The organism is Verrucosispora sp. WMMA2121 (assembly GCF_027460185.1).
Taxonomy (GTDB): Bacteria; Actinomycetota; Actinomycetes; order Mycobacteriales; family Micromonosporaceae; genus Micromonospora; species Micromonospora palythoicola.
The window spans coordinates 1,382,619-1,407,338 of record NZ_JAPZBH010000004.1; the positions used below are offsets into that span (position 1 = coordinate 1,382,619).

The 24,720-nt window shown below is 72.4% G+C and carries 25 protein-coding genes; 10 read left to right on the forward strand and 15 right to left on the reverse strand.

Annotation, left to right across the window (positions count from 1 at the left end; all coding sequences use genetic code 11):
- The first annotated feature begins 7 nt into the window (after positions 1-7).
- Positions 8-805 carry an alpha/beta fold hydrolase gene (locus O7605_RS07120; protein WP_269738429.1) on the forward strand — a complete coding sequence of 266 codons (798 nt, stop codon included), beginning with the start codon at positions 8-10 and terminating at the stop codon, positions 803-805.
- 130 nt (positions 806-935) lie between these two features.
- On the opposite strand, the gene O7605_RS07125 is transcribed toward O7605_RS07120, so the two are convergent.
- The 4 genes from O7605_RS07125 to O7605_RS07140 form a co-directional block, all read right to left on the reverse strand.
- A complete protein-coding gene (locus O7605_RS07125; RefSeq protein ID WP_269738430.1) occupies positions 936-1,895 on the reverse strand; it encodes an asparaginase in 960 nt (319 codons plus the stop codon).
- Between the two features lie 93 nt (positions 1,896-1,988).
- A complete protein-coding gene (locus O7605_RS07130; RefSeq protein ID WP_269738431.1) occupies positions 1,989-2,816 on the reverse strand; it encodes a 3-keto-5-aminohexanoate cleavage protein in 828 nt (275 codons plus the stop codon).
- A gap of 84 nt (positions 2,817-2,900) precedes the next feature.
- Entirely contained in the window at positions 2,901-4,013 is a 1,113-nt protein-coding gene (ygfZ, locus tag O7605_RS07135; RefSeq protein ID WP_269738432.1) for a CAF17-like 4Fe-4S cluster assembly/insertion protein YgfZ, read from the reverse strand.
- Positions 4,010-4,438, reverse strand: coding sequence for a Fur family transcriptional regulator (locus O7605_RS07140; protein WP_269738433.1), 429 nt, complete (start codon positions 4,436-4,438; stop codon positions 4,010-4,012). Before O7605_RS07140 ends, ygfZ begins: the two co-directional genes overlap by 4 nt.
- Positions 4,439-4,506: 68 nt before the next feature.
- On the opposite strand from O7605_RS07140, the gene O7605_RS07145 reads away from it, so the two are divergent.
- On the forward strand, positions 4,507-5,355 hold the full coding sequence (locus O7605_RS07145; protein ID WP_269738434.1) for an aminotransferase class IV: 849 nt from the start codon (positions 4,507-4,509) through the stop codon (positions 5,353-5,355).
- A gap of 59 nt (positions 5,356-5,414) precedes the next feature.
- Here the strand turns inward: O7605_RS07145 and O7605_RS07150 are convergent, their stop codons facing one another.
- Positions 5,415-6,017, reverse strand: a complete 603-nt coding sequence (locus tag O7605_RS07150; RefSeq protein WP_269738744.1) for an FABP family protein — start codon at positions 6,015-6,017, stop codon at positions 5,415-5,417.
- Between the two features lie 190 nt (positions 6,018-6,207).
- Positions 6,208-6,312 (reverse strand): small membrane protein MtfM, encoded by a 105-nt coding sequence (gene mtfM, locus O7605_RS07155; RefSeq protein ID WP_046570768.1) that lies wholly within the window; start codon positions 6,310-6,312, stop codon positions 6,208-6,210.
- Positions 6,313-6,324: 12 nt separating this feature from the next.
- Here mtfM and O7605_RS07160 point away from each other — a divergent pair, with 12 nt between their 5' ends.
- The 3 genes from O7605_RS07160 to O7605_RS07170 all read left to right on the forward strand — a co-directional run bounded on the left by O7605_RS07160 (position 6,325) and on the right by O7605_RS07170 (position 9,222).
- Complete coding sequence (locus O7605_RS07160; RefSeq protein WP_269738435.1) at positions 6,325-6,699, forward strand: DsrE family protein; 375 nt, start codon at positions 6,325-6,327, stop codon at positions 6,697-6,699.
- Positions 6,700-6,793: 94 nt separating this feature from the next.
- Positions 6,794-7,174: an SCP2 sterol-binding domain-containing protein gene (locus O7605_RS07165; RefSeq protein WP_269738436.1), complete on the forward strand. Its 381-nt coding sequence runs from the start codon at positions 6,794-6,796 to the stop codon at positions 7,172-7,174.
- Positions 7,171-9,222 (forward strand): amylo-alpha-1,6-glucosidase, encoded by a 2,052-nt coding sequence (locus tag O7605_RS07170; protein WP_269738437.1) that lies wholly within the window; start codon positions 7,171-7,173, stop codon positions 9,220-9,222. Before O7605_RS07165 ends, O7605_RS07170 begins: the two co-directional genes overlap by 4 nt.
- 20 nt (positions 9,223-9,242) lie before the next feature.
- Here O7605_RS07170 and O7605_RS07175 read toward each other — a convergent pair whose 3' ends face one another.
- Both O7605_RS07175 and O7605_RS07180 read right to left on the reverse strand, forming a co-directional pair.
- On the reverse strand, positions 9,243-10,103 hold the full coding sequence (locus tag O7605_RS07175) for a hypothetical protein (protein WP_269738438.1): 861 nt from the start codon (positions 10,101-10,103) through the stop codon (positions 9,243-9,245).
- 12 nt (positions 10,104-10,115) lie between these two features.
- Positions 10,116-10,655 (reverse strand): winged helix-turn-helix domain-containing protein, encoded by a 540-nt coding sequence (locus O7605_RS07180; RefSeq protein ID WP_269738439.1) that lies wholly within the window; start codon positions 10,653-10,655, stop codon positions 10,116-10,118.
- 289 nt (positions 10,656-10,944) lie between these two features.
- Here O7605_RS07180 and O7605_RS07185 point away from each other — a divergent pair, with 289 nt between their 5' ends.
- Positions 10,945-15,321, forward strand: a complete 4,377-nt coding sequence (locus O7605_RS07185; RefSeq protein ID WP_269738440.1) for a S8 family serine peptidase — start codon at positions 10,945-10,947, stop codon at positions 15,319-15,321.
- Positions 15,322-15,399: 78 nt separating this feature from the next.
- Here the strand turns inward: O7605_RS07185 and O7605_RS07190 are convergent, their stop codons facing one another.
- The 5 genes from O7605_RS07190 to O7605_RS07205 form a co-directional block, all read right to left on the reverse strand.
- Complete coding sequence (locus tag O7605_RS07190; RefSeq protein ID WP_269738441.1) at positions 15,400-15,735, reverse strand: DUF1416 domain-containing protein; 336 nt, start codon at positions 15,733-15,735, stop codon at positions 15,400-15,402.
- Position 15,736: 1 nt separating this feature from the next.
- On the reverse strand, positions 15,737-16,585 hold the full coding sequence (locus O7605_RS07195) for a sulfurtransferase (protein WP_269738442.1): 849 nt from the start codon (positions 16,583-16,585) through the stop codon (positions 15,737-15,739).
- A gap of 211 nt (positions 16,586-16,796) precedes the next feature.
- Positions 16,797-16,874: an Ms5788A family Cys-rich leader peptide gene (locus tag O7605_RS31830; RefSeq protein ID WP_311202345.1), complete on the reverse strand. Its 78-nt coding sequence runs from the start codon at positions 16,872-16,874 to the stop codon at positions 16,797-16,799.
- A 72-nt stretch (positions 16,875-16,946) separates the two neighbouring features.
- Positions 16,947-17,726 carry an LmeA family phospholipid-binding protein gene (locus O7605_RS07200; protein ID WP_269738443.1) on the reverse strand — a complete coding sequence of 260 codons (780 nt, stop codon included), beginning with the start codon at positions 17,724-17,726 and terminating at the stop codon, positions 16,947-16,949.
- Between the two features lie 111 nt (positions 17,727-17,837).
- A complete protein-coding gene (locus tag O7605_RS07205) occupies positions 17,838-18,875 on the reverse strand; it encodes a hypothetical protein (protein WP_269738444.1) in 1,038 nt (345 codons plus the stop codon).
- Positions 18,876-19,121: 246 nt separating this feature from the next.
- Between O7605_RS07205 and O7605_RS07210 the strand changes: the two genes are divergently transcribed.
- The 3 genes from O7605_RS07210 to mshD all read left to right on the forward strand — a co-directional run bounded on the left by O7605_RS07210 (position 19,122) and on the right by mshD (position 21,791).
- Complete coding sequence (locus O7605_RS07210; protein ID WP_269738445.1) at positions 19,122-19,865, forward strand: winged helix-turn-helix transcriptional regulator; 744 nt, start codon at positions 19,122-19,124, stop codon at positions 19,863-19,865.
- 73 nt (positions 19,866-19,938) lie between these two features.
- Complete coding sequence (locus O7605_RS07215) at positions 19,939-20,808, forward strand: polysaccharide deacetylase family protein (protein ID WP_443083882.1); 870 nt, start codon at positions 19,939-19,941, stop codon at positions 20,806-20,808.
- 56 nt (positions 20,809-20,864) lie between these two features.
- A complete protein-coding gene (gene mshD, locus O7605_RS07220; protein ID WP_269738447.1) occupies positions 20,865-21,791 on the forward strand; it encodes a mycothiol synthase in 927 nt (308 codons plus the stop codon).
- 10 nt (positions 21,792-21,801) lie between these two features.
- Here mshD and O7605_RS07225 read toward each other — a convergent pair whose 3' ends face one another.
- On the reverse strand, positions 21,802-22,632 hold the full coding sequence (locus tag O7605_RS07225) for an NUDIX hydrolase (RefSeq protein ID WP_269738448.1): 831 nt from the start codon (positions 22,630-22,632) through the stop codon (positions 21,802-21,804).
- Between the two features lie 69 nt (positions 22,633-22,701).
- Here O7605_RS07225 and O7605_RS07230 point away from each other — a divergent pair, with 69 nt between their 5' ends.
- Positions 22,702-23,670 (forward strand): Gfo/Idh/MocA family protein, encoded by a 969-nt coding sequence (locus O7605_RS07230; protein WP_269738449.1) that lies wholly within the window; start codon positions 22,702-22,704, stop codon positions 23,668-23,670.
- 45 nt (positions 23,671-23,715) lie between these two features.
- On the opposite strand, the gene O7605_RS07235 is transcribed toward O7605_RS07230, so the two are convergent.
- A complete protein-coding gene (locus tag O7605_RS07235; protein WP_269738450.1) occupies positions 23,716-24,720 on the reverse strand; it encodes an inorganic phosphate transporter in 1,005 nt (334 codons plus the stop codon).

Sequence of the window (24,720 nt, forward strand, 5' to 3'; positions counted from 1 at the left end):
CTGCGGTGTGACCAAGATCGAAGTAAACGGGGCCCGGCTGGCGTACGACGAGGCCGGCACCGGATCGCCGGTCGTCCTGCTGCACGCCGGCATCGCCGACCGCCGGATGTGGCGGGACCAGCTCGGCCCACTCGCGACCCGACACCGGGTGATCAACCTCGACCTGCGCGGGTACGGCGAGTCCGAACTTCCGCCGACCGCCTTCGCCCACCACGACGACGTGGTCGGGTTGCTCGACGCCCTCGGACTCGCCTCCGCGGCGCTGGTCGGCTGCTCCTTCGGCGGGGCGGTGGCGATCGACACGGCACTCGCCCACCCGCACCGGGTGAGCGCCCTCGCCCTGCTCGGTACCGCGGTGTCCGGCCATGACTGGTCGGAGCAGACGAACGAACTGTGGGAAGACCTGGTCGGTGACATCGATTCGGAGGACTTCGCCGCGACGGCCGCAGGCGAGGTGCGCTTCTGGGTGGTCGGTCCGGACCGCGAACCCGCGGACGTCGACCCCGAGCTGATCGCCTTCGCCACCACGATGGACGAACGGGCGCTCGCCGCCGAGCTGGCACTCAGCGCCGTGGACGTGGCCGAACTCGACCCACCGGCCATCGGGCGACTCGCCGAGCTGACCATGCCCGTGCTGGTCGCGGCCGGCGCGGCGGACGTGCCCGACATCCGGCACCTGGCCGACCGCATCGCCGCCGAGGCACCGCAGGCGGTGCGCCTACCCGACATACCCGACGCCGCCCACCTGCTCCCCCTCGAACGCCCCACCCAGATCAACCAGCAGCTCCTCCCCTTCCTCCCCTAACAGCCACCCACCACCCCACCCCCTCGACCCTGCTCGGTCGATCAAGAAGTTTTGGTCAGGATTCGTGCCGCTCCCGACCGAAACTTCTTGATCAACGCGTCGTGGGGTGGCGTGGGGTGGGGTGGGGTGGTTACCAGAGGGGGCGGGTGGCGCCTACGGGGAGGGCGCCGCCGAAGATCGGTACTTCGGCGAACTCCGTGAGGACCGGAGCGTCGACGCCGAGTCGGCGCAGGGCCGAGACCAGGACCGGCATCCGGGCGCGGCCGGCGCCGTCGTCGATCTTCAGCGCCACGGCACCGACGTCGGGCAGCGCCGCGGCGATGACACCCTCCGCGCCGATCTTCGCCAGCAGTCCGGGTACGCCACGCATCAGCCGGGTGTCGTCCGCCTGCGTACCGCCGACCACCTCCGGGTGGGCCCGCATCGCGTGGGCCACCAGACCCGCTCCGCTGTCGCCCTCGGCGGTGACCATCCGCAGGTACGCCGTGGCCAGTCCGGTCAACGACGCGGACAGCACCGGAGCGCCACAGCCGTCGACGCCGACGGCCACCGCCTCCTCGCCGGTGAACTCCTCCACCGTGTCGCGCAGCCGGCGCTGCAGCGGGTGGTCGGCACGCCAGTAGCCCTCCATCGGCCAACCGGCGGACCGGCAGGTCAACAGCATCCCGGCGTGCTTGCCGGAGCAGTTCATCTGGATCCGGCTCGGGCCGCCGCCGGCGCGCAGCACGACCGTTCGCGCGAGATCACCGACCGGCAACTCCGGCGGGCAGTGCAGCGCGTCCGCGTCGAGCCCGGCACCCGCGAGCAGCCCGGCGACCCGGGCCAGGTGGAACTCCTCGCCGGCGTGGCTGGCCGCGACGATGGCCAGGTCGGCGGGTTCGGCGAGCGACAGCCCGGCGCGGAGCATGCCGACCGCCTGCATCGGCTTGTTCGACGAGCGCGGGAAGATCGGTGAGGTGACGTCACCTGCGGCGGCCAGCGGCGCGCCGGTGCTGTCGAGCACCACCACCGAACCGCGGTGCACGCCCTCCACGAACCCGGACCGGACCACCTCGGCGAGCGGCACGCCGCCCTCGTACGTCTTTCCCACGACGTGGACGGTACCGAGGTGTCCGGCCGCGCTCACCCCGGGGTGAACTGGTACTCCACCTCCGGGGGTAAAGAACGCCGGGCGACCCGTGCCTTACAGACCGAGCAGTTCCCGGGCCTCGGCGGTGTTCAGCGGTGGACGCTGCGCGAGCTGGGCGAAGCCGACCGCCCGCGCGACCAGTTGCATGTTCGACTCCACCGGACGGCCCTTCGCGTACGTGACCGTGTCCTCCATCCCGACCCGCAGGTGACCGCCGGCCGAGAGCGCGGCGAGCAGCACGGGAAGAGTGGTACGGCCGATGCCGGTCGCCGAGAACGTGGTGCCCTCCGGCAGGTCCCGGAGCATCTGCTGGGCCGCCACGAGCGTCGCGGTGGTGCCCGGCATGCCGCCCGGCACCCCCATCACGAAGTCGACGTGGACGTGGCCGCCGTGCGGCAGGCCGTACTTGCCCAACAGGCGCTGCAGGGCGCCGAGGTGACCGAGGTCGAAGATCTCGTACTCCGGCACGATGCCGCGCTCCTGCATCCGGGTGTGCAGCTCGACGACGAACTCCCACCGGTTGAGGAAGACCTCGTCGCCGAAGTTGACCGTACCCATGGTGCAGGAGGCCATGTCCGGTGCGGCGTCCAGCACGGCGAGCCGGTCGGCCTCGGGATCGGTGACCGCGCCTCCGGTGGACAGCTGCACGATGAGATCGGTGCTCTCCCGCAGCGCCGCGACGGTCGCGCGGAGCCGGCCCGGGTCCAGGGTCGGCCGGGCCTCGTCGTCCCGGATGTGCACGTGGATCACGGAGGCACCCAGCGCCTCGCACTCCTTGGCGGTGAGCAGCAGCTCGTCGAGGGTCACCGGCAGCGCCGGCACCTCCGTCTTCGCCGACTCCGCGCCGGTGGGGGCAACCGTGATCAACGTCCCTGTCGTCATGCCGGCGATCCTAGAGCGCCTGGTGCGGCCACCGGCGTCGAGCGGTACCCCACGCCGGTGCAGGTGTGGTGAGGGTGCCCGCCCTCACATCCGGTCGATGGCGGCGGCGCTGTCGGCGACGCGGAGCGCGGCGTCGTCGGGCACCGAGCGCTTGACCACCGCGAGCGCGACCTGGCCCAGCTCGTGATGAAGCACCGCGGTGCCGACGAAGCCGACCGTACGACCGTCCAGGGTCACCGGGGAACCGGCGACCGGCAGCTGGTCCGAGGCCACCCCGTCGAGGTGCAGCAGCACCAGTCGGCGCGGCGGGCGGCCCATGTTGTGCACCCGGGCGACCGTCTCCTGCCCCCGGTAGCAGCCCTTGTCCAGGTGCACGGCCGGGGCGATCAGGTCCACCTCGGCGGGAATCGTCCGGTGGTCGGTGTCGACCCCGACCCGGGCCCGCCGGGCGGCCACCCGCACCGCCTCGTACGCCCACAGCCCGACCGGGGGCACCCCGTTGTCGCGCAGCCGCGCGACCACCCGGTCCATCGCGGGCCGGGGAACCAGCAGGTCCACGCCGAGCGGGCCGCGTCGGGCCCAGCCACCCTGCGGCAGCGGCCCCACGTGGTAGCGGGCGGTCGGGCGGGACGGCAGTTCGCCCGACCGGAACTTCGGGCCGGGCAGCGCCACCACGTCCGGCTCGGCGAGCGGCGGCACGTCCAGCAACGCCAGCGCCTCGACGGCCTTCGGCCCGACCAACGACAGCAGTGCGTGCTCGGCAGTGGCGTCACGGGGGTCGACCTGGCTGAAGAAACGCATCTTCTCCAGGTACGTCAGCAGCGCGCCGGTCGCCCCCGGCTCGGTGTCGAGCCAGGTGGTGTCGCCGTCCTCGGCCACCATGGCGTGCTGCTCGACATGGCCGTGCGGTGAGAGTACGAGCAGTTCGGTGCCCTGCCACGGCCCCAGCTCGGCGAGGTGCTGGGTGGTGAGGCTGTGCAGCCAGGAGATGCGCTCCGCACCCGGCACCGCGACGACTCCCCGGTGCGACCGGTCCACCAGGCCGACCGCGGTGTCCAGTTGGCGCTGCTCACGCATCGGGTCGCCGTAGTGCGCCGCCACGCCCCGTACCCCGGCCGCGGCGTGCACCGGCTCCGGCTGGTCCCGGCTGGCCTCGTCGATGCTCTCCACGGCCACCGCGCCCGCGATGTCGATCATGACTGCTCCCCGTTTCCGCACCGCGCGCACAGGCCGAAGAAGGAGACGTGCCCGATGTCCACCCGGAAGCCCCGCTCCCCGGCCAGCTGGTCGGAGAGCGGGCGCATCAGTTCCGGATCCATCTCGTCGATCGCGCCGCACTCGCGGCAGACCAGGTGCACGTGCTGGTCCTCACCGGCGGCGTGGTAGGTCGGCGACCCGTGCGAGAGGTGGGTGTGGGTGACCAGGCCGAGCCGCTCCAGCAGCTCCAGCGTGCGGTAGATGGTGGTGATGTTGACCCCGGCGGCGACCTCGCGTACGGCGGTGTGCACCTGCTCAGGGGTGGCGTGCCCCAGGTCCAGCACCGCCTGGAGGATCAGCTGTCGCTGCGCCGTCAGCCGCAGCCCACGGGCGCGGAGCAGTTCCGCGAGGGAGGATTCGGACACCCCCCGATCATAGTTCGGGCCGGCGCGCACCTCCCGACGTGACCGGCGCCGCACTATGCTCGGCCCCCGTGGTGACCTCGCGGATCGGCGTGCTGGGTCGCGGGCGGCTGCCGGCCGGCGAGCCGATGCTGCGCGGCGACGATCTCGGCGTGCTGCGCGGTGACGGACTGTTCGAGACCATGCACCTGCGCGACGGGCGGCCCTGGCTGCGCCAGGAGCACCTGACCCGGCTGCGGGCCGGCGCGGCGGCCGTGGAACTGACCCTGCCGGCGGACGACGTCCTGGTCGAGCTGCTGGACCAGGTGGCCGCCGGTTGGCCCGCGGAGGTGGAGGGCGCGCTGCGGCTGGTCTGCACCCGGGGACCGGAGAGCGGCGGCCCACCCACGGTGTACGCCACCCTCTCCGAGGTGCCCGCCACGGCCCGGCAGGCCCGACACGACGGCGTGCGGGTGGCCACCCTCTCGCTGGGCGTGCCCGCCGAGGCCCGTCCGGAACTGGACTGGCTGCCGGCGGGCATCAAGTCCACGTCGTACGGGGCCAGCAGCGCCGCCCGGCGCTGGGCCGCCCGGGCCGGCGTGGACGACGTGCTCTGGATCTCCTCCGACGGGTACGCCCTGGAAGGCCCGACCGCCAACCTCGTCTGGCTGGCCGGGGAGACGCTGTGCACGGTTCCCGCCCGACGCACCGGCATCCTGCCCGGCACCACGGTCGCCTGGCTGCTCGCCCACTGCGCCGACGTCGGCTGCGGAGCCGACGAACGCATGGTCACCCCGACGGACCTGCGGGGCTCCGACGGGGTATGGCTCACCTCGTCGGTACGCGGCCTGGTCGCGGTGCGCGCCCTCGACGCCGAACCACTGCCGCTCAGCCCGCTGACCCGCCCGTTGCAGGAACTGCTCGGCTTCCCGCTGCCGTAGGCCACGGCCTCACCCGCCGCCTCCCGTAGGGCGGCCGGGCAGGCCCGCTGCGGGGCGGGTCAGCCGGCCACCCGGATGAGACGGGCGGACAGATGCGGAGACAGCGGCTGACCGACAGCGGCCATGTCCTGCGCGTAGAGCAGGGCCCCCTCGACGATGCCGAACAGGCGGTGCCCGGCGGTCACCTCCTTGGCGGTGGAGGTGCGCACCACCGCGTCGGTGACGAACTCCACCTGGGTGCCCTTGCGCCGGCCGAGGTGCAGTTCCATCACCCCGGTCGGGGTGGTCAACAGGGCCTCCAACTCGTCGGTGGCCCGGTCACCGTCCAGCACCGGACGCCACCAGCCGACCTCCCGGCCGGCCGGCCGCACCGGCCGGCTCTGCTCGTCGAGGATCCACGCCCGCGACTCGTAGTGCAGGAACGGTCGCCCGTCGTGGCTGATCCGGATCTCCTGGGCGAAGTCGAAGTCCTCGATGGTGGGGAAGCCGCCCCGCCCCCGACCCCGCCACACCCCGATGTACGGCAGCAGGCCGTCGAGCGCGGGATGCAGCTTCGGGCCGACCCGCAGATCGTGACTCTCCTCGAAGGGGTACGCCTCCACCGGTGGCGCGTTCAGCCAGGGCGGCGGCGCCAACGGATTGTCGTCACTGCTCGCACCCACCGCACTCACCGGATCACCTTCGTTCGCGACTGCGGGGCTCGCAAAACCGGCTCACTCCTCGCACTCACCGGATCACCTTCGTTCGCGACTGCGGGGCTCGCAAAACCGGCTCACTCCTCGCACTCACCGGATCACCTTCGTTCGCGACTGCGGGGCTCGCAAAACCGGCTCACTCCTCGCACTCACCGGATCACCACTTGCCTCTCGATATCCGTACCGCCAGGTAGACCAGGCCACCGGCGAGCGCCCCCAGGCCGGCGACCAGCAGGCTGACGAACCCGATCTCGGTGACCATCCGGGTCATCCTATGCTGGCGGGCATGGCCCGCACTCTCGTCGTCAAGGCCACCGCCGGTGCCGACGCACCGGAACGGTGTGCCCAGGCGTTCACCGTGGCGGCCACCGCGGCCGCCGCCGGGGTGTCCGTCTCCCTCTGGCTGACCGGGGAGTCGACCTGGTTCGCGCTGCCCGGTCGGGCGCAGAGCTTCGAGCTGCCGCACTCGGCCCCGCTGGCCGAGCTGCTGCATGTGATCCTCGCCACCGGCACGGTGACGGCCTGCACCCAGTGCGCCGCACGCCGGGACATCGACTCCGGGGACGTGATCCCCGGGGTACGGATCGCCGGGGCGGCTGTCTTCGTCGAGGAGACCATGGCCGAGGGCGCGCAGGCGCTCGTCTACTGACTCACCGGTCAGTGTTCGGGAGGGCTCACCGGGCGCTGCCTGGGAAGGCGACGGAACCCGCCCGACAAGGCGGGCGAATGCCTACGATTCGGGTGTGACCGAGGCCACCCAGCAGTTCTTCGCGACCCTGCCGGCCCGCGCCCCGGAAGTCCTCCGCACTCCGGTCGCGGGGACGCTGCGCATCGACCTGTCCGAGGGACACCGCACCGAACACTGGCTGGTCCGGATGCGGCCCGGCGCGGCGGAGGTCGACCAGGGGTCGGAGCCGGGCGACGCGACCTGGTACTGCGGGGTCGATCTCTTCGACCGGCTGGTCACCGGACGCGCGCATGCGATCTCCGCGGTGCTCAGAAACGAGAGCACCTTTCGCGGCGACGTGGTGCTGTTTCTCGCCTTCCGCCTGTTCTTCCCGACCGCACCCGGCACCCGCGATCCGCGCGAGGTAGCCCGCGAGCACGCCAGGTGGACCCGGTGAAGGAACTGGTCAGCATCCTCGACGGCAACACGTTCCTGGTCAGCGACCGCCGGGGGGATGTCGAGCCCTCACTGGACTTTCCCACCGGGCTGTTCGCCTTCGACACCCGGTTCCTGTCCACCTGGCTGCTGCTGATCGACGGCGAGCGGCTGCACGCGCTCTCCATCGACGACGCCGAGTCGCACCGGACCCGCTACTTCCTGGTGCCCGGCGAGCCGACCCACTTCCTGGACGCGAAGGTCTCGGTGATCAGGAGTCGGGCGATCAGCGGTGACCTGTCCGAGGAGCTGACCGTGCTCAACCACTCCGGGCAGGAGATGAACTTCACCGTCCGGATGGAGATGGCCTCCGACTTCGCGGACATCTTCGAGATCAAGGACACCCAGCGCAAGAAGGGACACAACACCGCCGCACCCGGGGAGAACTCGCTACGGCTGACCTACCGGCGGGACGCGTTCCACCGCGAGACGATGATCGAGAGCAGCGCCGCCGCCCAGGTCGACCGCCGGGGCATGACCTTCCCGATCCGGATCGGGCCGCACGGCGAGTGGACCACCCGGTTGACGGTCAACGTCGTCATCTACGGCGCCCGCGGCCAGGACGTCCGCTCCCTGCTGCCCTTCGCGGGCAGCCGGACGACGTCGGCGATCGAGGCGGAACACGCCGAGTTCGTCGCTCGGGCACCCAAGCTGGGTTGCGACTGCGAACCGATGGCCGGGGCGTACCGGCGCAGCCTGACCGACCTGGCCGCGCTGCGGTACGAGTCGATCGCGCTCGGCGTCCGGCTGATGGCCGCCGGCCTGCCGTGGTTCATGACACTGTTCGGCCGGGACAGCATCTTCACCTCACTCCAGGTGCTGCCGTTCGTGCCGGAGCTGATCCCGCCGACGTTGACCATGCTGGCCGGGCTGCAGGGCCAACGGGTCGACGACTTCCGCGACGAGGAGCCGGGCAAGATCCTGCACGAGTTGCGCTACGGCGAGTCCGCCGGTTTCGAGGAGCAGCCGCACTCGCCGTACTACGGTTCGGCCGACTCGACCGCCCTGTTCGTGATCCTGCTCGACGAGTACGAGCGGTGGACCGGCGACGTGCAGCTGGTCAAACGGTTGGAGTTCTCGGCGCGGGCCGCGCTGACCTGGATCGACACCTACGGCGACCTGCTCGGCACCGGGTACGTCTGGTACCAGACCCGCAGCCCTCAGGTCGGCCTGGAGAACCAGTGCTGGAAGGACTCCTGGGACGCGATCTGCTACTCCGACGGTCGGCTGCCGAGCTTTCCCCGGGCGACCTGCGAGTTGCAGGGTTACGCCTACGACGCCAAGCTGCGCGGTGCCCGGCTGGCCCGACTGTGCTGGAACGACCCGGTCTACGCCGACCGGCTGGAACGTGAGGCCGCGGAGTTGAAGGAACGCTTCAACCGGGACTTCTGGCTGCCGGACAAGGAGTACTACGCGCTGGCCCTGGACTCCGACGGCAGCCAGGTCGACGCGCTCACCTCCAACATCGGGCACCTGCTCTGGAGCGGCATCGTCGACGAGTCCCGGGCCCGACGGGTCGCCGAACACCTGCTCGGTCCCCGGCTCTTCTCCGGTTGGGGCGTCCGTACCCTCGCCGACGACCAGGGCCGGTACAACCCGATCGGCTACCACGTCGGCACCGTCTGGCCGTTCGACAACTCGATCATCGCCTGGGGTCTGTGGAAGTACGGTCTCCGGGAGGAGGCGGGACGGATCTGCGAGTCGATGTTCGCGGCGTCCCGCTACTTCTTCGGCCGGCTGCCGGAGGCCTTCGCCGGCTACGAACGTGACCTGACCGACTACCCGGTGGAGTACCCGACCGCGTGCAGCCCGCAGGCCTGGTCGGCGGGCACGCCACTGCTGCTGCTGCGGGTGATGCTCGGCCTCGAACCGCAGGGCGAGCACCTGATCATCGACCCGTACGTGCCGGCCGGGATGGGCCGGGTGGAACTGCTGGACATCCCCGGCCGGTGGGGCCGGGTCGACGCGCTGGGCCGCAGTCGCGACGAGGGGCCGGCCCGACCTGGATGACCGGCGGCGAGCGTCGCGGCTCAGCCGGCGCAGCCCGTCGTCGCGGAGACCACGACCCGGTCCGGCTGGAGATCGGCGAGCACCGCCACACCGTCGCGCCGGTAGGCGTACACCTCGGGGGTATCCACCACCGGTGTGCCGCCGGCCAGCGGCGCGAGCGCGGCCTGCGGCGCCGCGGCCACCGGGTCGACGACGGTGCGGACGGTACGGGCCGTCGCGCCGCCGGGACAGGGAGCGCTCGTCACCGACCCGGGGCCGTCGGGCCGGCCGTTCAGCGCCCGCACCGCCTCGGCCAGTGCGGCGGCCTCCGGGCCGGCCGCGGCGGACCCGGCGCTGTCGTAGTCGTCGCCCACCGGCCGGCACCCGGTGTCGACGGTGAACCGGATCCGGCCGTCGGTCGCCGGCCGTCCCGTCACGGTGACGAACTCGCCCGCGTCGCCGCGCAGGCGGGGACCCTCCGGGGTGAGCCGGACACCGGCCCGCCACCGCTCGGGCAGCCGCTCGGCGATCTGCTCCAGCAGGGCCCGCTCCTCGCCCACCGGCGCGGCCAGATCGACCGCGCGGGTCAGCGTGGCACCGTCCGCGAACGGGCTGACCCGGCAGCCCCGGTCGACCTCGGGTGGGCTCAGCGCCGGCACCCCGCCGCCGGCCGCCGCGACCAGTTCACCTATCGCGCCGTCGACCACCGGCCCGGCCTGCGAGAGGGTGCGCTGCTCACGGACGGTCGGCGGATCCTCGGCCGCGGACCTCCAGGTGAGGCCGGCCAGCAGCACCGCCCAGAGCGCGGTCGCCGCGATCAGCCAACGCGGCAACCGGGAGCCGGCGGCCGGTGGTCGGGGGCCGGTCGGCGACGGGTACTCGGCATGGACGGCGCTGCTCACCCGGTCATCGTGTCACGCCTGGTGCGACCGTCCGTTGGGACGCCCGTCGCCGGCCTCCGGCGGCATGCTCAACCGGTAGCCGACGCCGCGTACGGTCTGCACCTGTGGGCCGTCGGACAGCGTCCGCAGTTTGCGGCGCAGCCGCTTCACCGCCGAGTGCAGAATCGCGGTGTCGCCGAGGTAGGCGCCGCCCCAGACAGAGGCGAAGAGCCGTTCGTAGCTCCACAAGGTGATCGGCGGGCTCACCAGCCGGGCCAGCAGTTCCCGCTCGGTGCGGGTCAGCCCCAGCGGTGCGCCGCGCCAGGTGACCAGGTGCCCGGCCCGATCGACCACCAGGTCTCCCCAGGTCGCCGCACGTTCCGGGGGGCGCTCGGCAGGCTCGTCGGCCGACCCGCCCGGCTCCGTCGGTGGAGCGGGGAACACCGCCCGCAGTTGGGCGAGGTCCGCACAGATCACCACCGGCCCGACACCCTCCAGCCGCTGCACCACCCGCTGCCGGACGGTGGCGTCGGAGCTGACGCAGACCAGGATCGGAAATTCTGTACCGGACACGACGCCTCCCCCAGGGCACCCCGGGACCTGCGACTCCCACCGATCGCCAGTGACGGTCACCGATGGCACCCGGTTTCAGCCTAACGGTCAGGATCGCGCCTCGTCACTGACCGAGTACTGACCGACGCGTTCCATTGATCACCGACGGTCGGGGCAAGAGCATGACTCTCAGCGGGCGGAGGCACCACCACCGGCCACCCACATCGCCCCGGCCGCTCCGCGCCGCCGCGTCGCGGCGTGCGGGTGTGCGGGCCCGAACGGATCGGGACCGACGACGTGGGGAGGACCATTGTTCACACGACCATCCACCCGGTCGCCACGCTGGCGGGCGGTGGCGGTGCTGACCGCCGCCGTGCTGGGCGTCACCGGTCAGCCGGCGCTCGCCGCGCCGGCCCAACCGACGGCACCGCACCGAGCCGCCGTCGACCCGGCGCTGCTCGACCAGCTCGGCACCACGTCAACCGCACCGTTCCTGGTCTATCTGGCCGACACCGCGCCGTTGGCGCAGGCCGCCCGGTTGCCTGACCCCGACGCCCGGGCCGGCGAGGTGCACCGCCTGCTCACCACCACGGCCAGCCGCACCCAACGCGACCTGCGGACGCTGCTCGACGAGCGCAAGGTGCCGCACACCGCGTACTGGATCGCCAACGCGGTGCGGGTGGAGGGCGACAAGGCGCTGCTCGACGAGATCGCCCGCCGACCCGAGGTGGCCCGGATCGAGCCGAGCCGCAGCTACCCCCTGATCCTGCCCACCGAGACCGAGACCGCTCGGGCGCGCACCGCCGCGGTCGAATGGGGCCTCACCAACATCGGCGCACCTCGGGTGTGGGACGAATTCGGTACCCGCGGCGAGGGCGTCGTGGTGGCGAACATCGACAGTGGCGTGCGCTACGACCACGCCGCGCTCGTCGCCTCCTACCGGGGCAACCTCGGCGGCGGCAGCTTCGAGCACGCGTACAACTGGTTCGACCCGGCCGGCGTGTGCCCCGGCACCGCGCCCTGCGACAACAACGACCACGGCACGCACACCATGGGCACCATGGTCGGCGACGACGGTGCGGGCAACCAGATCGGCGTCGCCCCCGGTGCGAAGTGGATCGCCGCCAAGGGCTGTGAGTCGAACAACTGCTCCGACGCCTCGCTGCTGGCCGCCGGCCAGTGGGTGCTCGCCCCCACCGACGCCAACGGCCAGAACCCCCGGCCAGACCTGCGGCCCGACATCGTGAACAACTCCTGGGGCGGCGACGGGGGCGACCCCTGGTACCAGCAGACCGTGGCCGCCTGGCGGGCCGCCGGCATGTTCCCGGTCTTCTCCTCCGGCAACGACGGACCGGCCTGTGGCAGCGCCGGCTCACCCGGCGACTACACCGACGCGTACGCCGTCGGCGCGTACGACGTGAACAACGTCATCGCCGGGTTCTCCGGGCGCGGCTCCGGCACCGACCCGCTGAAGCCGAACATCGCCGCGCCCGGCAGCAACGTCCGGTCCAGCGTCCGCAACGGCGGATACGCCTCGTTCAACGGCACGTCGATGGCCGCGCCACACGTGTCCGGCACGGTGGCACTGCTCTGGGCGGCGGCACCCGGTCTGCGCGGGGACCTCGCCGCGACCGAGGAGCTGCTGGACCGTACGGCCCGCGATGTCGACGCCACCACCTGCGGAGGCACGCCGGCGGACAACAACGTCTTCGGTGAGGGGCGGCTCGACGCGTACGCGGCGGTGCGGGACGCACCCCGTGGCGCGGTGGGCCGGGTCACCGGGGTGGTCACCGACTCGGGCGACGACGACCCGGTGTCCGGCGCGACGGTGACCGACGGCACCCGCAGCACCACCACCGGCTCCGACGGCCGGTACACCCTCACCGTCCCGGCCGGCGAGATCACCCTCTCGGTGAGCGCCTTCGGTTACGCCAGCCAGTCGGCGACCGTCACGGTGCCCGACGGCGGCACCGTCGACCGGGACTTCGCCCTGCTGGCCACCCCGGCGGTCACGGTGAGCGGAAAGGTCACCGACGGTTCCGGGCACGGCTGGCCGTTGTACGCCAAGATCGAGGTGGCGGGCCGGCCCGGCGATCCGGTCTTCACCGACCCGGTGACCGGCCGCTACTCCGTCACCCTGCCCGGCAACACCGGGTACCGGCTGACCGTGACCGCCCAGTATCCGGGCTACCGCGTCGTCACCCGCGAGGTGGCCGTGGGCGGCGACGCCGCCACGGTCAACGTGGCGGTGCCCGTGGACGCCGCCTGCACCGCCGCCGGCTACACGGCGCAGTTCGGCACGCCGCTGCTCACCGAGAGCTTCGACTCGACGAGCGCACCGCCCGGCTGGCGCGTGGAGAACCGCACCGCCTCCGGTGGCTGGGTCTTCGACGATCCCCGCTCCCGGGGCAACCTCACCGGCGGCACCGGCGGCTTCGCCATCATCGACAGCGACGCCCTCGGTTCCGGCAACACCCAGGACACCGACCTGATCGCCCCGCCGATCGACCTGTCCACGACCGCCGCACCGGTGCTGCGGTTCCGCAGCGACTGGCGCGCCGTCGGCATCAGCGACACCGCCGACATCGACGTCTCCACCGACGGCGGCGAGACCTGGACCAACGTCTGGCACCAGACCGCCAGCCGCCGTGGCCCCCGGGTCGAGGAGGTACCGCTCGACCCGGCCGCGAACGCCGCGTCCGCACTTGTCCGCTTCCGTTTCAAGGGCACCTTCGCCTGGTGGTGGCAGGTCGACGACGTGGCGGTGGTCAACCGGGAGTGCTCGCCCGTGCCTGGTGGGCTGGTGGTCGGCACCACCACCGACCGCAACACCGGTGACCCGCTCAACGGCGTGACGGTGACCAGCGACCACCGTCCCGAGGACCGGGCGGTCTCGGCGGCCACGCCGCAGGATCCGGCCGAGCCGGACGGCTTCTACTGGCTGTTCTCCGGGCTCACCGGCACCCATCCGTTCACCGCCGAGCGCACCCCGTACGCACCGGTCACCAAGCAGGTGGCGGTCACCGCCGACCGGGTGAAGCGGGCCAACTTCGCCCTCGCCGCCGGCCGGCTGACGGTCAGCCCCACATCGATCGAGTCACACCAGCCGTACGGCAGCACCCGCACCACCCGGGTGACGGTCAGCAACACCGGTACCGCGCCGGCAAGCGTCGACCTGCTGGAACGCGCCGGCCAGTTCGACCTGCTCCGGCGCGACGGCGCGCCACTGCGGGAACAGAAGGTGAAGGGGATCAGCAAGGCGCGCACCGGCACCGCGTACGGCGGGGCGGCACCGCAGGCCGCGGTCGCCGAGGACGAGGCGTGGACCGAGATCGCCAAGCTGCCGGCGGCGATCTTCGACAATGCCGCCGCCTGGCTGGAGGGGAAGATCTACTCGGTCGGTGGTGGCGGTGGCACCGGCACCGAGCGCAAGGCATGGGTGTACGACCCAGGCGCCGGCGCCTGGACCGCGCTGCCCGACCTGCCGACGGTGCGCTCCAAGCCCGCCGCGGTGGCGGTCGGCGGCAAGCTCTACGTGATCGGCGGTTGGGGTGCGGACGACGCCACCGTGGCCACGGTCGACGTCTTCGACCCGGCCGCCGGGACGTGGAGCACCCTGCCGGGAGTGACCAACCCGGCACCGGTCGCGGCGGCCGGCTCGGCCGTGGTCGGCGGGAAGGTGTACCTGGTGGGCGGCTGCGCCGACGCCACCTGCACCGACAGTGACGGACTCGTGGTGTTCGACCCGGCGGCGGGCTCGTTCAGCACCGGTGCCGCCTACCCGCACCCGGTGTCGTGGCTGGCCTGCGGTGGCATCGGCGCCTCGGTCTACTGCGCCGGTGGCACGGGCAGCACCGAGTACACCGACGCCTACCGGTACGACCCCGCTGCCGACAGCTGGAGTCCGCTGCCGGAGCTGCCGCTCGAGCTGTGGGGTTCGCAGTACGCGGCCGCCGGCGGGCTGCTGGTGCTGGCCGGCGGGGTGACCGACGGCTCGACGGCGGTCACCAACCGTACCGTCGGCTTCGACCCGGTCGCCGGGGCCTGGCGGGACCTGCCCAACGTCCGGTTCAGCCGGTACCGAGGGGCCGCCACCTGCGGCGCGTACAAGATCGGTGGTTCGCCCACCTCCTTCGTGGGCAGCGCGGACAGTGAGCGGCTCGGTGGTCTGGAACTCTGCGCGGCCGAGGCGGACCTGCCCTGGCTGGACACGTCCCCGACCACCTTCACCCTCGCGCCGGGCCAGTCGAGGACGGTGACCGTCACCCTCACCGCCACCGAGGCGGCGGGCGTCGCCCAACCCGGCCGGTACGCGGGCGAGATCGCCATCGCCTCGGACAGCCCCTACCCGGTGACTCCGGTGGCGGTGGAGATGAACGTGTCACCGCCCGCCAGTTGGGGCAAGATCCGAGGCACCGTCACCGGCACCACCTGCGGCGGAGTCACGGTCGGTATCCCGGCGACGGTACGGGTGAATCTGATCTCGGCCGGTACCGGGACGACCCTCACGGCCGGCGCCGACGGCCGCTACGCCTGGTGGCTGCCGAAGGGCCGCTACGAGGTGATCGTGGCCAAGGACGGCTGGGTGCCGCAGGTGCAGCGCCACCGCATCGAGGCGGGCATCGTCGGCACCCTCGACTTCGCCCTGGAACCCGCCTCCACCTGCACCAGAGCCACCGGCATCTGACCGGCGGTACGCAGTACGGCGGGCGGCCCGCATTCCTCTCGGGGAGGGATGCGGGCCACCCGGCCGTTTGCTGTGGGGTCAGACGGTGACCGTCACCGTCACCTCGTTGATGCCGCGACCGGCGGTCACGGTGGTGTCTCCGTTGCCCTGGCGGGACAGCGCGCGCAAGGTCCAGGCGCCCGGCGCGGCGAAGAACCGGAACTGACCGGCCGGCGAGGTCACCACCTCGGCGGTGAACTCACCGGTCGAGTCGAGCAGCCGGACGTACGCGCCGGCCACCGCCTCGCCCTCCCCGGAGCGGACGACACCGGTGATGACGGTCTCCCGCTCCAGGTCGAGGCCGGCGGGCAGCGGGGCCGCCTGGTCGGGGGCCGCGCAACCGGCGGCGGTGCTTGCTGCGGTGGGTGCGGTCATCTCAGGCCTCCCCCGGCTCGTCGCCGAGCGCCACCGGCACCCCGACCAGCGAGCCGTACTCGGTCCACGATCCGTCGTAGTTCTTCACGTTGCGGTGGCCCAGCAGCTCCTGGAGCACGAACCAGGTGTGCGAGGAGCGCTCGCCGATGCGGCAGTAGGCGATGGTCTCCTTGCTGTCGTCCAGCCCGGCCTCGCCGTAGATCCGGCGCAGCTCGTCGTCGGACTTGAAGGTGCCGTCCTCGTTGGCCGCCTTCGACCACGGCACGCTGATCGCGGTCGGGATGTGGCCGCCGCGCTGCGCCTGCTCCTGCGGCAGGTGAGCGGGGGCGAGCAGGCGGCCGGCGTACTCGTCGGGGCTGCGTACGTCGACCAGGTTCTTGGTGCCGATCGCGTCGACGACCTCGTCCCGGAAGGCCCGGATGCCGGTGTCCGGCTCGCCGGCGACGTACTGCGTCGCCGGGCGGGACACGGTGTCGGTGACCAGCGGGCGGGCGTCCAGCTCCCACTTCTTGCGACCACCGTCGAGCAGCTTGACGTCGCGGTGGCCGTAGAGCTTGAAGTACCAGTAGGCGTACGCGGCGAACCAATTGTTGTTGCCGCCGTAGAGCACGACCACGTCGTCGTTGCTGATGCCCCGCTCGGACAGCAGCGCCTCGAACTGGGTCTTGTTGACGAAGTCCCGGCGGACCGGGTCCTGGAGGTCGGTCTTCCAGTCCAGCTTGATGGCGCCGGCGATGTGGCCGGAGTCGTAGGCCGAGGTGTCCTCGTCGACCTCGACGAAGACGACGCCCGGGGCGTCGAGGTTCTTCTCGGCCCACTCGGCCGAGACGAGTGCGGTGTCGCGACTCATCAGATCACTCCCTGGTGAGGATGGATGGTGAGCCAGCGCGCGGAGGTTGTCGGATGTGATGGTGTCGCACCACGCGCGGGACCCATAGCTCGGAACGGATCACGGGTTCGTGCGACGGCGCCGCTGCCGGGCGTCCGGTGGGGTGCACCGGGAACTAGGTACGCATGCCCCGAGTGCCTTGGCCGCTAGGCGGCCCGAGACAGCCCCGCCGTCAGATGACGGGGCGACACAGGCAGGTGGCCACGCGGCACAGGTCGACCGCGCGCCGTTTGGTGAGGAGCGTCCCCATGAGCAGGGAGCCTACCAGCGATCCCAGAATTCTCTATCGGACCGACCAGCATCCGGGACGCCGGGCCGCTGGTCAGCCGGCCGAGTTGATCGGCACGTCCCGTGCGTCGGCGGTCACCGTCAGCCCCTGCGGCTGCGGTCGGACCTCGCGCACGGTGAGCTGGAACGGCAACTCCGGCAGGGGTACGTCGACCGAGATGCTGCGGGCGAAGTTGCTCACCAGGGCGCGGGCCAACGGCACGTCCGGCAGCCCTTCGGCGTCCAGGTCGTCGAACTTCAGGGACACCTGCCCCTGCTCACCGACGATGATGTCGGCGGTGCCGGTGACGGTCAGTCGTTGGCCGAGGACGTCCACCGGGGCGGTGACGGCGAGTTGCCCGTCCCGTTCACCGAGGGTCAGCCCTTCCCGGTCGAGCAGGGCGGACAGGCTCTGGTAGCTGATGGTGCCGGTGCCGTTCACCGTCTCCGCCACGACCTCACCCTGCCCGGTGCGCAGGGTGTCCAGCGAGGCCCGTACGTTTCGCGCGTCCACGTCCAGACTGGGCAGCGCGACCGCGTCGCCCTGCACCGAGGCCCGCACGTCCCGCAGCTTGATCGAGATGCGTTCGTAGCGGCCGTCGAGCACCTGGGTGAGGAACGGGAAACCACCCACCTCGACCTCGGGTGGCGAGGACTGGGCGTTCTGCTGGGCGACCTGCTGGCGCACCTCGTCGGCGATGGTGCGCTCGGCCACGGACGCCGCCACCCGGTCGGCGATGGCGATCAGTCCGGCGAGCACGATCAACAGGACGACGAACCCGATCAACACCTTGCGCCCACGTCGCCGCGGTCGCCGTTCGTACGCCTGCTCCACGCCGCCTCCTGTTTCGTCGTACCTCGATGCCGCCAGCGGTGGACCGGTGTTACCCGTGGTCCGGATTTCTCAATCGCGCCGGCCCGGATCGCGCCGGCCCGCCCCGGGCTGTCAGAGCAGCAACCGGCACATCAGGTACGCGGCCGGCGCCGCCATCGCGAAACCGCCGAGTGGGCCCTGCACGTGCCGCGCGGCCCAGGCCGGCGGCATCTCGCCGGCCATCAGCCGCCCCGCCTCGGCGTAGCTGACGGCGAGATCGGCCAGCACGGCGACAACGGCCGCCGCCAGGCCGATGATCGCGGCCCGGGTGGGGGTGAACGGCGTGACCAGGTAGCCACCGAGCAGCGCGCTGATGAGCGTGCCGACCATCGCGCCGCCGACCACTCCCGCCGCTCCCCTGGGCACCTGGGGCGCCAGTCGTGGCCAGGCGGCGAGGGCGTCGGTCACCCGGGCGACGACGAGCGCCACCCCGGCCGCGGTCAGGCAGACGGTGATCGCCTGGGTGCCGGCCGGGATCCGGCTGAGCACGATGAGCGTGGCGAAGGCGACCACTCCGAACACGCTGGTGGCGGTGCTCCGCAGCGAGTCGGTCACCCGGACCCGGTCCACCCGTCGGACCAGTTGCCCGAGCACGGCCGCGAGCACCCCGCCCACCGCGACGTAGAGCAGTGGCACCAACCGGGCCTCGGCCGGCCGTACGGCCACCACGTCGGCCGCCACCGCCGTGACGGTGCCGACGCCGAGCACGACCGCCAGTGCCGGTGGCCGGGTGACCATGGTCCAGGCGAGCAGGAACATCACCTGCACGGCGAGCACCACGAGGGTGAACGGCAGCCGGTGCCCGGGACTGGAGGTCTGCGCCGCGACCACCAGCCCGAGGCCGAGCAGCGCGGCGAAACCACCGATGGCGAGCGAGATCTGTCGGCGTACCTCGACCGGCGGTTCCGCCTCCTCCTCCTCCTCGTCGTCGGCGTCGGTCTCGTCGTCGGGGCGGCGAGCCGAACCGCCGCGGCGCAGGCGGCGCGGGCCGCGCGAGCGCCGCTCGTCGACCTCCACAGCCGGACCGGTACGCGGCGCCGAGCCTCCCGGGGCGGAGGGGTCCTCGGCCCACGGGTCACGGCCGGGCTCGGGCGAGTTGGCGGGAAACACCCACCGATCGTGCCAGACCAACCTCACATCGCGGGTGCCAGCGTTTCCACCACGTTAAAACCTGCGCCGCGATCAGGGGCAGATAGGGCAAAGAGGAAACCGCGTCAAGGTCGTCCGCGAGGAATCGGTTACGCTCAACGGCGAAACCCGCCCGTCAGCGACGCCGGGACCCACGGAAGTTCCCAGCGCCACACCCCGCAGGAGTGCCGCTGGTCGCGCGCGGCCGCAACGGCCGCCGGGACGGAGGTGATCGTGGAGATCCTGCTGTTGGTGACCGCACGGGCAGGCGAACCATCCGCAGTGCTACCGGCACTGGACCTGCTGCCGCACTCGGTGCGCACCGCGCCTCGCGACGTCCGCACCCTGGTCGCCGGCCCGAGCCCGGACGCCGTGCTGGTCGACGCCCGCTCCGAACTGAGCGAGGCCCGGGCCACCTGCCGGATGCTGCACGCCACCGGGCTCGGCGTGCCGCTGGTCGCGGTGGTCACCGAGGCTGGCCTGATCGCGCTGAACGCCGACTGGGGCGTCGACGACGTCATCCTCGCCTCCGCCGGCCCGGCCGAGGTGGAGGCCCGGCTGCGGCTCGCGGTCGGCAGGCTGAGCAACGCGACCGCCGGGGCGGGCGGCTCCATCCGGGCCGGCGAGCTGATGATCGATCCGGACACCTACGCGGCGAAGCTCAAGGGTCGCCCGCTCGACCTCACCTACAAGGAGTTCGAGCTGCTGAAGTTCCTCGCCCAGCACCCGGGTCGGGTGTTCACCCGCGACCAACTGCTGCGCGAGGTGTGGGGCTACGACTACTTCGGCGGCACCCGGACGGTCGACGTGCACGTGCGTCGCCTGCGCGCCAAGCTCGGCTCCGAGTACGAGTCGATGATCGGCACCGTCCGGCAGGTGGGCTACAAGTTCGTCGTCCCGTCGTCGCGGAACCTGCCGGAGACCACCGAGCACACTCCGCTGCCGATGCGAGCCCTCACCGTCGAAGGGTAAAAATTCCTATATGCCCCTTTTGGTCGACCCGCGAGTCATATCGTGACTGCCAGTTGACCAGCGGGGGGCATTGGTGGGCGCTAACCAGGTGGGGGCGGCGCGGGCCGTCGGAATCATCACGCTCGCGGTGACAGCGGTGCTCGGCTCGGCGTACCTGCTCGGACGGGGTCTGGTGCCCGACGCGTCCCGGACCGACGCCGCCGTCACCGCGACCGGCGCCGAGCACCCCGAGTACGCGGACCAGTCCGCCATCGACGCCGAGCCCGAGCACACCCGTGCGCCGGACGCCGAGCCGGACCGGTCGGGGCCCGCCGACCCGCAGGAGCAGGACCCGAACATCGGCCCGATGGGTACCCGGGTGAGCACCGGCACCGCCGGTGTCGCGCTCACCTTCGACGACGGACCGCACCCCGACTACACCCCTCAGGTGCTCGCGATCCTGCGGGACTACCACGTCACGGCCACCTTCTGCGTGGTGGGCAAGAACGCCCAGGCGTACCCGTGGCTCGTCGAACAGATCGTCGCCGAGGGACACACGCTCTGCAACCACAGCTGGGACCACGACGTCGCCCTGGGCGCCCGGTCCGCCGACTGGATCCGCGCCGACCTCATGCGGACCAGCGAGGCGATCCGCGCCGCGGTGCCCGACGCGCCGATCGCCTGGTACCGACAGCCCGGCGGGGCCTGGACCTACTCGGTCATCTCCGTCTCCCGGGACCTCGGCATGGCGCCGCTGCACTGGACGCTGGACCCGTCCGACTGGCGGGCGCCCGGCGCGAGCCGGATCGCCGCCTCCGTGATCAACCAGGCACGACCCGGCTCGATCGTCCTGCTGCACGACGCGGGCGGCGACCGCCAGGGCACCGTGAACGCGCTGTACCGGATCCTGCCCGAACTGGCCGGCAGGTTCGAGGTTCAGGCGTTGCCACCACGCGGACTGTGAGGCGGGTACCCACCGTCGGTCGGGCGGCCGGTCCACGGTGCGGCTACGGTGATGCGATGAGCAGCACCCAGTCGGACGTCGACCAGGTCAGCCGCCTCGACCGGCTCGGCCCCGCGGAGGTCACCGACGTGCTGGCGCTGGCCGGCGCGGCCGGCGACGCCGACGGCGCCGACCCGATGGACGAACACGTGCTGCTCCGCCTCCGCGACGCACACGCCGCGGCCACCCACCTGGTCGCCCGCTCCGCCGACGGCACGCTGACCGGGTACGCACACCTCGACACGACCGATCCGGACCGCGGCGTCGGCGTGGACCTGGTGGTGCACCCGGCGCACCGGCGGCGGGGCACCGGACGGGCGCTGGCCCGGGCGGTGCTGGCCGCCGCCACCGGGCCGCTGCGGGCGTGGGCGCACGGCGACCACCCCTCGGCCGCCGCCCTCGCCGTCGACCTCGGCTGCCACCGCGCCCGGGTCCTCTGGCAGCTGCGTCGACCGCTCGCCGCCCCGCTGTCCGAACCGCGCCTGCCCGACGGGGTGACGCTGCGCACGTTCCGCCCCGGCAGCGACGACGAGGCCTGGTTGACGCTCAACGCGCGTGCCTTCGCCGACCATCCCGAGCAGGGCCGGTGGACCGCGCAGGACCTGCGGGTACGGCTCGACGAGCCGTGGTTCGACCCGGCCGGCTTCCTGCTCGCCGTCGAGTCGGCGACCGGCCGGCTGGTCGGCTTCCACTGGACGAAGGTGCACGAGCGCACCGGCTCCGCGCGCATCGGTGAGGTGTACGTGCTCGGGGTGGAGCCCTCCGCGCACGGTGGCGGGCTGGGCCGGGCTCTGACCACCGCCGGGCTGGCGTACCTGCGTGATCGACGCGGGCTGGACCGGGTGATGCTCTACGTCGACGAGTCGAACACCGGTGCGGTGGCGCTCTACGAGCGGCTCGGTTTCGCCCGCTGGTCCGCCCACGTGAACTACCAGCTCGGCTGATCCCTCCGGGTCATGGCAGGTGGAACCGGGGCCGGTCGGGATCGGACAGATCCAGCCGGGGCGTGATCGGGGTGACCGCGTCGCGGTCCGCCGCCGCCGCTGCCACCGCGGCGAGGTCGGTGCAGGCCGCCACCTCCCGGAGGGTGACCAGGGTCGGCGGGAGCATGGTCAGCTCGCCGGCGGCGACCCGCCGCCCCGCCTCTCCGGGCCGGATCCACAGCGTGTGGTCGGCCTCACCGGAGACGTCGCGGGTGCGCTGCCCCTCGGGCAGCAGCGCAACGAAGAAGTAGGTGTCGAAGCGACGCGGCTCGAACTCCGGGGTCACCCACCGGCTCCACGGCAGCAGCAGGTCCGACCGGATGGTGAGGCCGCGCCCGGCGAGCAGGTCGGCGAAGCCGGTCCGCCGCTGCTCCAGGTCGGCCCGGACGGCCTCCCAGCCGTCGTCGCTGACGTCGCCGACGACCCGGGTCGCGTCCGGCCCGGCGAGCAGCACCCCCGCCTCCTCGAAGACCTCGCGGGCCGCCGCGCAGACCACCGCCTGGGCCGCGCTCGGGGCCAGCCCGAGGCGCCCGCCCCAGTCCGCCGGTGTCGGGCCGGCCCAGTCCAGATGGGTCGTGGAGTCCGACGGGTCCACTCCACCGCCCGGGAAGGCGTACATGCCGCCGAACGCCATCGCCGCGACCCGACGGATCAGGTAGACCTCGAAGCCGGCGTCGGCCGGGCGGAGCAGCAGCACGGTGGCGGCCACCCGGGGCACCGTCGGCACCGCACCGGAGGCCCGGAACCGGCGGGCGTGTTCCACGAGCGCGGGCGGCGCCGGGAAGCCACGGTCGATCGTCATGCGCCGAGACTAGTCCCGACCCGTGGATGCCCAGTACAGCGCTCTGCTGATCTTCGGTAGCGTCGCGCCATGACTCGTTGGGGCATCCTGGCCACCGGCCACATCGCCGCCCGCTTCGCCGAGGATCTCCGGCTGGTGCCGGGGGCCGAACTCGTCGCGGTCGGTTCACGCACCGCCGAGACCGCGGAACGTTTCGCGGAACGGCACGGCGCACCACGGGCGTACGCCTCCTGGGCGGAACTGGCCGCGGACGCCGACGTCGACGTGATCTACGTCGCCACCCCGCACGCCGCCCACCACGAGGCGGCCCTGACCTGCCTCACCGCCGGCCGGCCGGTGCTTGTCGAGAAGCCGATCACCCTCGACCTGGCCACCAGCACCGAACTCGTCGACACCGCCCGCGCCGCCGGGGTCTTCCTCATGGAGGCGATGTGGATGCGGTGCAACCCGCTGATCCGGCGGGTCTGCCAGCTGATCGCCGACGGCGCGATCGGCACCCTGACCGGGGTCCGGGCCGACTTCGGCGTGGCCGGGCCGTTCCCACCCGAACACCGGATGCGCGCCCGGGCGCTGGGCGGCGGCGCGCTGCTGGATCTCGGTGTCTACCCGATCAGCCTGGCCCATCTGCTGCTGGGCCGACCGCAGCACGTACGGTCCTGGGCGAAGCTGGGTCCGGAGGGCACGGACGAGAACACCGGCCTGGTCCTCGGCTATGACACCGGTGCGGTGGCCACGTTGAGCTGCGGCATGGTGGGCGCCACCGGACTCACCGCCTCGATCACCGGCAGCACCGGACGGATCGACCTACCCGAGCCGTTCTTCCGGCCCGGAGGGTTCACCCTGCACCGGGCCGACGCGGCACCGGAGACGATCACCGAGGAGCTGGTCGGCTCGGGCTACCAGTACGAGGCCATGGAGGTGCAGCGGTGCCTGGCCGAGGGTCTGACCGAGAGCCCGTTGGTACCGCACTCGGCCACGCTGGAGATCATGGGCCTGCTGGACGAGATCCGCGCCCAGATCGGCGTCTCCTACCTCTGATGTGTCGAAGGGCCCCCGGGGACGACGGGGGCCCTTCGACACAGGTCAGCTGAAGATCGGACGGACCAGGAAGTACATCAGGGCACCGATCGAGCCGGCCGCCGGGAAGGTCAGGATCCAGGCACCGATGATGTTGCCGGCCACGCCCCAGCGCACGGCGGAGAGCCGCTTGGTGGCACCGACGCCCATGATCGCCGAGGTGATCGTGTGCGTGGTCGAGATCGGGGCACCGAGCACCAGCGCGTTGAAGTAGAGCACGCTGCTGGCCACGGTCTCGGCCGCGAAACCCTCCGGCGGGCGCAGGTCGATGATCTTCCGACCCAGGGTCCGGATGATCCGCCAGCCACCGGCGTAGGTGCCCGCCGCCAGCACTGCCGCCGAGGTCCAGAACGCCCACTCCGGGATGTAGGTGGCGTCCTCCTGGTAGCCGCCGACGAAGAGGGCGAGCACCACGATGCCGATGGTCTTGGCGGCGTCCTGCATGCCGTGGCCGACCGACATGGCCGCCGCCGAGGCGGTCTGTGCCCAGCGGAAACCGCGGTTGAGCTTGCCCGGGTGCCCGTTCCGGAAGACCCACTGCACCGCGATCATCACGATGTAGCCGAGGATGAAGCCGACCATCGGCGACAGGATCATCGGAATGATCACGCTCTCGCCGATGCCGGTCCAGAGCACGGTGCCGGAGGCGGCGACGGTCGAGCCGACCAGGCCACCGATCAGGGCGTGCGAGGACGACGAGGGCAGGCCGAAGTACCAGGTGATGATGTTCCAGGTGATCGCGCCGATCACACCGGCGAAGACGATGCCGAGGCTGGAGACACCGGTGGGCAGCTCGACCAGGCCGCTGCCGACGGTCTTGGCGACCTCGGCGCCGAAATGGGCGCCGATGAAGTTGCCGACCGCCGCCATGGCCAGGGCGACCCGGGGGGTCAGCGCCCGGGTGGAGATGCTTGTCGCGATCGCGTTGGCGGCGTCGTGGAAGCCGTTGGTGTAGTCGAACACCAGGGCCACCCCGATCACCGCCAGCACGGCGATGAGCTCGGGACTCAC

What these genes read in the sequence shown, in the direction of transcription:
- mshD (WP_269738447.1), top strand. Translation starts at nt 20,865, where the DNA reads ATGAGCAGCACCCAGTCGGACGTCGACCAGGTCAGCCGCCTCGACCGG.
- O7605_RS07190 (WP_269738441.1), bottom strand. Translation starts at nt 15,735, where the DNA reads ATGACCGCACCCACCGCAGCAAGCACCGCCGCCGGTTGCGCGGCCCCC.
- mtfM (WP_046570768.1), bottom strand. Translation starts at nt 6,312, where the DNA reads ATGGTCACCGAGATCGGGTTCGTCAGCCTGCTGGTCGCCGGCCTGGGG.
- O7605_RS07230 (WP_269738449.1), top strand. Translation starts at nt 22,702, where the DNA reads ATGACTCGTTGGGGCATCCTGGCCACCGGCCACATCGCCGCCCGCTTC.
- O7605_RS07160 (WP_269738435.1), top strand. Translation starts at nt 6,325, where the DNA reads ATGCTGGCGGGCATGGCCCGCACTCTCGTCGTCAAGGCCACCGCCGGT.
- O7605_RS07130 (WP_269738431.1), bottom strand. Translation starts at nt 2,816, where the DNA reads ATGACGACAGGGACGTTGATCACGGTTGCCCCCACCGGCGCGGAGTCG.
- O7605_RS07195 (WP_269738442.1), bottom strand. Translation starts at nt 16,585, where the DNA reads ATGAGTCGCGACACCGCACTCGTCTCGGCCGAGTGGGCCGAGAAGAAC.
- ygfZ (WP_269738432.1), bottom strand. Translation starts at nt 4,013, where the DNA reads ATGATCGACATCGCGGGCGCGGTGGCCGTGGAGAGCATCGACGAGGCC.
- O7605_RS31830 (WP_311202345.1), bottom strand. Translation starts at nt 16,874, where the DNA reads ATGGGGACGCTCCTCACCAAACGGCGCGCGGTCGACCTGTGCCGCGTG.
- O7605_RS07225 (WP_269738448.1), bottom strand. Translation starts at nt 22,632, where the DNA reads ATGACGATCGACCGTGGCTTCCCGGCGCCGCCCGCGCTCGTGGAACAC.